6 protein-coding genes and 1 pseudogene are annotated in these 7605 nt (G+C 42.4%); 6 read left to right on the top strand and 1 reads right to left on the bottom strand.

Features of this window, described 5'->3' with window-relative positions; all coding sequences use genetic code 11:
- Positions 1-256 precede the first annotated feature (256 nt).
- From rpiA to HZY94_RS01380, 6 genes are all read left to right on the top strand, one after another.
- A complete protein-coding gene (gene rpiA / locus HZY94_RS01405; RefSeq protein WP_179924711.1) occupies positions 257-931 on the top strand; it encodes a ribose-5-phosphate isomerase RpiA in 675 nt (224 codons plus the stop codon).
- Positions 932-941: 10 nt separating this feature from the next.
- Positions 942-2153: a phosphopentomutase gene (locus tag HZY94_RS01400; RefSeq protein ID WP_179924710.1), complete on the top strand. Its 1212-nt coding sequence runs from the start codon at positions 942-944 to the stop codon at positions 2151-2153.
- A 13-nt stretch (positions 2154-2166) separates the two neighbouring features.
- Positions 2167-2976 carry a purine-nucleoside phosphorylase gene (locus HZY94_RS01395; RefSeq protein ID WP_179924709.1) on the top strand — a complete coding sequence of 270 codons (810 nt, stop codon included), beginning with the start codon at positions 2167-2169 and terminating at the stop codon, positions 2974-2976.
- An 86-nt stretch (positions 2977-3062) separates the two neighbouring features.
- Positions 3063-3773: a purine-nucleoside phosphorylase gene (gene deoD / locus HZY94_RS01390; RefSeq protein ID WP_179924708.1), complete on the top strand. Its 711-nt coding sequence runs from the start codon at positions 3063-3065 to the stop codon at positions 3771-3773.
- A 43-nt stretch (positions 3774-3816) separates the two neighbouring features.
- Positions 3817-5169: a 23S rRNA (uracil(1939)-C(5))-methyltransferase RlmD gene (gene rlmD / locus HZY94_RS01385; RefSeq protein ID WP_179924707.1), complete on the top strand. Its 1353-nt coding sequence runs from the start codon at positions 3817-3819 to the stop codon at positions 5167-5169.
- Positions 5170-5911: 742 nt separating this feature from the next.
- Positions 5912-7195, top strand: coding sequence for a hypothetical protein (locus HZY94_RS01380; RefSeq protein WP_179924706.1), 1284 nt, complete (start codon positions 5912-5914; stop codon positions 7193-7195).
- Positions 7196-7473: 278 nt separating this feature from the next.
- On the opposite strand, the pseudogene HZY94_RS01375 reads toward HZY94_RS01380, so the two are convergent.
- Positions 7474-7605 (bottom strand): annotated as a pseudogene (locus HZY94_RS01375) (IS30 family transposase); the annotation flags it as partial.

Genomic DNA, 7605 nt, shown 5'->3' with positions numbered 1-7605 from the left:
GCCTTTAAAACACTTGAGGACGTGATTGATAAACTACAAGAAGTGATTCAAAGTTTGCATTGGTCTGACCTTAAATCTATTGTCCATAGAGAATGGATTTTTTCAGATTTTGAATTTGAATGAGTATGAAAGTTTCCTGAATATTTTCCACCACAAACCTAGTCCATTGGAAGCGATTTCTGCTTTTACTGACTCAGCTTACCAAAGCCCGTGAATTTTTGGTATAATAGCACTAACTGAAGTGTGAGGTATTGCCATGGAAAAATTAAAGGAGCAAGCGGGTATTCACGCAGCTGGATATGTGCAAAACGGCATGGTTGTTGGTCTTGGGACAGGGTCAACTGCCTATTATTTTGTAGAAGAGCTGGGACGCCGTGTCCAAGAAGAAGGACTGGAGATTGTGGGGGTGACCACCTCACATCGAACAGCCGACCAGGCGAGGGGGCTGGGGATTCCCCTCAAGTCCATTGATGAGGTGGACCAGGTGGATGTGACCGTTGATGGGGCAGACGAAGTGGATCCAGACCTTAATGGTATCAAGGGCGGCGGCGGTGCCCTCTTGATGGAGAAAGTCGTAGCGCTACCGACCAAGGAATATATTTGGGTGGTTGACGAGTCCAAATTGGTCAAGCGCCTAGGAGCCTTTCCGTTGCCCGTTGAAGTGGTTCAATATGGAGCACAGCAGGTCTTCCGTCGGTTTGAGCGGGCGGGTTATAAGCCGAGCTTCCGAATGGATGGGGACCAGTATTTTAAGACGGATATGCAGAACTATATCATTGATTTGCAACTGGAAGAGATTCCAGATCCCTTGGCCTTAGCCCAGGAATTGGACTTGATGGTGGGCGTGGTTGAGCATGGCCTCTTTAATCAGATGGTTCAACGCGTGATTGTTGCTGGCCAAGCTGGCATCAAAGAATTAAATGCAGAATAGGAGTAAAAAAATGTCAAAATTTGATCGTATTCATGTGGTTGTCATGGATTCTGTAGGAATTGGTGAGGCACCAGATGCCGCTGATTTCTTTAATGCAGGAGAACCGGATACGGGCTCAGATACCCTTGGGCATATCTCGGAGACAGTCGGACTTGAGGTGCCTGAAATGGAAAAAATGGGCTTGGGGAATATTCAACGCCCTGAACCTTTAAAAACAGTTGCCAGCGTTGACAATCCAACCGGTTATGTGACCAAGTTAGAAGAGCAATCGCTTGGAAAAGACACCATGACGGGTCACTGGGAATTGATGGGCTTACACATCACAGAGCCTTTTGACACCTTCTGGGATGGTTTCCCAGAGGACCTACTGCAAAAAATTGAAGAGTTTTCAGGCCGGAAGATTATCCGTGAGGCCAACAAGCCTTATTCAGGAACAGCTGTTATTGATGACTTCGGTCCTCGTCAGATGGAAACGGGCGAATTGATTGTCTATACCTCTGCCGATCCGGTCTTGCAGATTGCGGCTCATGAAGACATCATTCCATTAGAAGAACTATACCGGATTTGTGAGTATGCGCGGTCTATTACTCTTGACCGGCCAACCCTCTTGGGTCGGATTATTGCCCGTCCTTATGTGGGCGAGCCAGGCCATTTTACCCGGACAGCTAATCGCCATGACTACGCCGTCTCTCCTTTTTCCGCAACTGTATTGGATAACTTGAAGGAGGCTGGCGTTCCGACTTATGCGGTTGGAAAAATCAATGATATTTTCAATGGTTCCGGAATTTCTCACGATGTGGGCCACAATCAGTCCAATGAGCATGGGGTCGATCAGTTGGTTGAAACCTTGAAAAACCCTGAATTTACCAAGGGACTATCCTTTACCAATTTGGTGGATTTCGATGCCCTCTTTGGTCATCGCCGGGATCCAGAAGGTTACCGGGATTCCTTGCAAGAGTTCGACGTTCGTATCCCTGAAATCATCGCCAACATGGGCGAGAAAGATCTCTTGATGATTACAGCCGACCACGGTAACGATCCGACCTTTGTTGGAACCGACCACACCCGTGAATATGTACCCCTCCTGCTGTTCAGCAAGAGCCTGGAAGGGAGCGGTCACATCGAGATTGGCAACTTTGCCGATGTTGCGGCAACAATCGCAGATAACTTTGGCGTGAAGCCATCCATGATTGGATCTAGTTTTTTGGATCAATTAAAATAAGGAGAGTCACGGAATGACATTGATGGATAAGATTAAAGAGACAGCTGCTTTTCTACAGGACAAGGGAATTTCAGCACCTGAATTTGGTTTGATTTTGGGTTCAGGCTTGGGGGAATTGGCGGAAGAAGTCGAAAACGCAATTGTCGTGGACTATGCAGACATCCCTAACTGGGGACGTTCAACCGTTGTCGGCCATGCTGGTAAGCTAGTTTATGGCGACTTGGCTGGACGGAAAGTCTTGGCCCTCCAAGGACGCTTCCACTTCTACGAAGGAAATCCTATGGAAGTTGTGACTTTCCCGGTTCGAGTGATGAAGGCTCTTGGTGCTACTGGAATCATTGTGACCAATGCTGCCGGAGGAATTGAATTTGGTCCAGGTTCCTTGATGCTGATTTCGGACCACATCAATCTGACTGGCCAACACCCACTGATTGGTGAAAACCTCGATGAGTTTGGTCCCCGCTTCCCAGATATGTCCGATGCCTACACTGGAGCTTACCGGGCGCGGGCGCGTAAGGTTGCCGCAGAATTGGAGCTAGAACTGCAAGAGGGTGTTTACCTGGGCGTAACCGGTCCTAGCTATGAAACACCGGCTGAAATCCGTGCCTTCCGCACTCTGGGGGCTAGCGCAGTTGGTATGTCCACCGTTCCGGAAGTTATTGTCGCAGCGCATTCTGGCTTGAAGGTTTTGGGAATTTCAGCCATTACCAATTTTGCGGCTGGCTTCCAGGAAGAACTCAATCATGAGGAAGTTGTTGAAGTGACCCAAGGCATCAAGGAAAACTTCAAGAACTTTGTCAAGGCTGTCCTAGCTGAACTTTAAACCACATAAAAAGAATCAGGAGATTTGCAGTTTGGCGGATGAATCCATCCGGATTGCTTCTCTCAGATTTACGATAAGGAGAACGAATGTCAATCCATATTGAAGCTAAAGTCGGCGAAATTGCTGATAAAATTTTACTCCCCGGAGATCCTCTCCGTGCGAAATTTATTGCCGAGAACTTTTTAGAAGATGCGGTTTTGTTTAACCAAGTCCGCAACATGTTTGGCTATACCGGAACCTACAAGGGTCACCGTGTGAGTGTTATGGGAACTGGAATGGGAATGCCCTCCATTTCCATCTATGCCCGTGAATTGATTGTGGACTACGGGGTTAAAAAATTAATCCGTGTGGGGACCGCTGGTTCCTTGTCTGGCGATGTTCATGTCCGGGAATTGGTCTTGGCCCAGGCAGCTGCAACCAACTCCAACATCATCCGCAATGACTGGCCGATGTATGATTTCCCACAAATTGCCAGTTTTGATCTACTTGATAAGGCCTACCATATTGCCAAAGACATGGGCTTGACCACCCACGTTGGTAGTGTCCTTTCTTCAGACGTCTTCTACTCCAAGTTCTTCAAGGAGAACCTAGAGCTCGGAAAACTTGGCGTTAAAGCAGTCGAAATGGAAGCGGCCGCCCTCTATTACCTAGCTGCCCAACACAATGTTGAAGCTTTGGGAATCATGACCATCTCAGATAGCCTCGTGAACCCTGAAGAAGATACCACTGCAGAAGAACGCCAAAACACCTTCACCGACATGATGAAGGTTGGTTTGGAAACCTTAATTGCTGAATAATAAAGTGGAGCCTAAGGCTCCACTTTATTAATAGGAGAGAAACTTGGAAAAAAATCAAATTGTTGAAGTAGAAATTGTTGACCTCAGCCATGAAGGGCAAGGGATTGCCAAGGTCGACGGACGTGTCTTTTTTGTCGACAATGCCCTCCCTGGAGAGGTCGTTCAAATGCGGGTCCTCAAGGTTACGAAAAAAATCGGTTATGGCAAGGTCGAAGACTGGCTAAAAGTCTCGCCCCATCGTAACCAGGCTACCAATGTCACCTATCTGCGGACCGGCATCGCCGATTTGGGCCATCTGAACTATGACCAGCAGCTCTTGTTCAAGCAAAAGCAGGTGCAGCAGAACCTCAAAAAAATTGCGGGCATCGACAGTTTGGACGTAGCGCCAACCCTGGCAGCTGACGCTCCCCTAGCCTACCGCAATAAGGCTGCCGTGCCCATTCGCCGGGTCCAGGGACAACTGGAAAGCGGTTTTTTCAGAAAAAACTCTCATGACTTGATCCCCATTGAAGATTTTTACATTCAAGAAAAAGAAATTGACGCACTGATTCTGGCGACCTGCAATCTCTTACGCCGCTTGGACTTGAAGCCCTATGATGAAAAGGAAGGCACCGGTCTGATCCGCAATATCCTGGTCCGCCGTGCTCACTACACAGGGGAAATGATGCTGGTGCTGGTTACCACCCGTCCTAAAATCTTTCGGGTTGAGCAGCTGATCGAGCAACTGACCAAGGAATTTCCGCATCTGGTGTCGGTCATTCAGAACATCAATGACCAGAAAACCAATGCCATCCTCGGCCAGGAATTCCGCCTCCTCTACGGTAAGGAAACCATCACCGACCAAATGTTGGGGAACAACTTTGAAATCTCCGCCCAATCCTTCTACCAGGTCAACACCCCTATGGCTGAAAAACTCTACCAAGTAGCCATGGACATGGCCGATCTCCAGCCAGCCGACATCGCCATCGACGCCTACTCCGGCATCGGCACCATCGGCCTCTCCCTGGCCAAACAAGTCGCCCACGTCTACGGCGTTGAAGTCATTCCCAAAGCCGTCGAGGACAGCCAAAAGAATGCCCAAACCAACGGTATCACCAACGTCACCTACGTCTGTGACCAAGCTGAAAGCGCCATGCAGAACTGGCTCGACCAAGGCATCCGCCCAACCGTCATCTTCGTCGACCCACCCCGCAAAGGCCTCACCCCAAGCTTTATCCAAAGCAGCGCCCAAGTCCAACCCGACCGCATCGTCTACATCTCCTGCAACTCCGCCACCATGGCGCGTGATGTGAAACACTACCAAGAGCTAGGCTATACCCTCAAACAAGTCCAGCCGGTGGACCTGTTCCCACAGACCCATCATGTGGAAGTAGTGGGCTTGTTGGTGAAGGAGTAGGAACCCTTGAACGAAAGGGAATATAAAAAGCCTTGTAATTGATATGCACTCCAAAAGTTAAATTTAATATGTAACTTTTGGGGTGTGTTTTTATCAAATTGTTATCTGAGTATAGAGTAGTTCAGGTTATTACTACAAAATTTATTGACTATGACAAGGATGAGCATGGGAATTTTGTCCTCGATTTAGAATAGATCAAGGTGGTATACTACAGCTACGATTAATTCTTAAAAGGTTATAGTGCCCCAAAATGTCGCGAAGTCCTCAATTTTAAAGATATTGAGGACTTGTCTGTAAAAACTAATTGATATTCCAGTAGTATTCTGAAAACTGCTTCAAAATTAGAAGTACAGAAGTGATGGCTTTTATAAAGAACCTATAGTGTTGATTTTTAATGAATAAATGTATTCTAATCAATACTGTGTGGAAGGTAGTCATGCTACTATTGATACTAAAATGTGGAATAACTTTTAACACGAGTTAGATTAAGAAAAATGATTTTATAGAGGATCCCAATCTGAAAATGCATACTATACAAAATGAAGATAATCCTTACTTTAGATTTATAATGGGTGCATTAAATCAATATATGATTGGATATGATCGATGGGAGAAGGAAAGCTAAGAAAAAGATTTTTCGAAGTTGTTTAATAGGTTGCTATACATTCATTGTTAATATGCTGAATAGATAGAAATTGTAGAGACTAATCTATAAAAATAAATTTATGAGAAAGTTGAGGCTATGAAATTTAGTAAAATATTTAAAATCATCTTGTTGTTTACAGTACTATTTTTTAAGGAAACTATAGTGAATTCAGTTGTTTCTATGAGTATGGAAGCTTCTCGAGGTAATTTATACCTATTAACAATTATATTTTGGTTCGAGATACTATTTTTTTTAATTATATATGATTTTGTAATTATTGAAACACATGGTTTTATAAGCTATTATTTACATGAACTAGGACAATTTACAGTAAGAATGAAGAAGGTAGGGATTACACTTTATATAATTAGATTGAATTATTATTTGCTAAGATTGACTCGGATATTACGTTTAGGTTGGGTGACTTATGGTAGTGGTGAAAAAAGTTCAGTCTGGCTAGGAATATCTAAATTCAGCTTATCACAGATATTACTTATTATATTTAAAAATATAATAAGTGTACCTATGATTTTGGCATTTTTGTTTGCTTCGTTTTTGTTGAAAGCAGTGAGAGGAGATATTAGTTATTATTTGTCTAAGCTTCAAGAACCTCTAAAAGGTATTCTACAAATAAAAATAGATATTGGTGATGTTTTTTTAAGATTACCAGCTCTTGTGTCTTTGATGACAATATTACCAATAGTTTTTTTCTTCTATTTCCATAGTCAAAAACGTGAGGTTCGAAAAATAATTGATAATGAGAATAGTCAGTATTTTGAAGAAGTTGTTTTATTGTATGAAAAATTATTGATTTGGATTGATCAGCATATTTATCAGATATCTAAAAATTTTGATTATGTTATTAATTGTCAAGACTCGATTGTTGAATTATTTTTGGAAAAGGCAATTCCTAACTATATGTCTTTAACTAGGAAACAATATTATATCCCAGTAAGTATTGAGCATTTTAGATTTATAGAAATAGCTGATTTAAATGAATTACAAGAAATTATTGCTAAATTATCCAGTGATAGATTGATAAGGTTTACAAGAACATTTTCAGTTAAGCGATTTGATATCTGGTATCTCTATTTTTGGGAGTTTCGTTCATTTAGCAAAATAGAACAAATAGAAGAATTCTTCTACACTCAAAAAGGGATGATTACTAAATTAGCTATGTGTAACAAATATCTATATGATTTTACTCAAGTTCAATTAGAAAAAGAGAGAAAAGATGAACAATTACGCTTATCTTGCTCCATTTATAATGACTTAAAGTTATTATATAAGTTAAAGAGAACAAGTGATTCATTAAGAACCTATCTTTATTCTTCAAGGATGGAGAGATTGATATTAAAAGCATTGAAGAAAGACAAATAGTTATATTTCATAGTTAATCTTCAAAAATCACTCATTAACATAAAATTTAGATTAGTTATATGTGATAGTAGTGGGATTTTTGGCAAAGGGAAGGTTAGATGTTTTATCCTTCCTTCTCTAGTGAGATTCATCTAGTAAAGAATTATTTGGTGAGATGATATTATGAGTGATGATGGTTGGTTAATGAGCCAATTTAAAGGTATTTCTGATATGATTGGTAAAAGTCAATTAGTTTGATTTAGGGATTGTGGAGGAGGATGCTAAATTTCAAGTTGAAATTAGCCACCACTAAGAAATTCCTTTGGTGACTTGTAGTCCAAACATTTTTTAGGATAATTGTTTATCCAATTTTCAATAAAAGCGACTTCTTTGGGAGTTGTTTCTTTGGTCCCTTTTGGTAACCACCTGCG

This window comes from Streptococcus danieliae, assembly GCF_013415245.1.
Lineage (GTDB): Bacteria > Bacillota > Bacilli > Lactobacillales > Streptococcaceae > Streptococcus > Streptococcus danieliae_A.
This window is presented reverse-complemented; position numbering and strand designations above follow the sequence as displayed.

What these genes read in the sequence shown, in the direction of transcription:
- rpiA (WP_179924711.1), top strand. Translation starts at nt 257, where the DNA reads ATGGAAAAATTAAAGGAGCAAGCGGGTATTCACGCAGCTGGATATGTG.
- HZY94_RS01400 (WP_179924710.1), top strand. Translation starts at nt 942, where the DNA reads ATGTCAAAATTTGATCGTATTCATGTGGTTGTCATGGATTCTGTAGGA.
- HZY94_RS01395 (WP_179924709.1), top strand. Translation starts at nt 2,167, where the DNA reads ATGACATTGATGGATAAGATTAAAGAGACAGCTGCTTTTCTACAGGAC.
- deoD (WP_179924708.1), top strand. Translation starts at nt 3,063, where the DNA reads ATGTCAATCCATATTGAAGCTAAAGTCGGCGAAATTGCTGATAAAATT.
- HZY94_RS01380 (WP_179924706.1), top strand. Translation starts at nt 5,912, where the DNA reads ATGAAATTTAGTAAAATATTTAAAATCATCTTGTTGTTTACAGTACTA.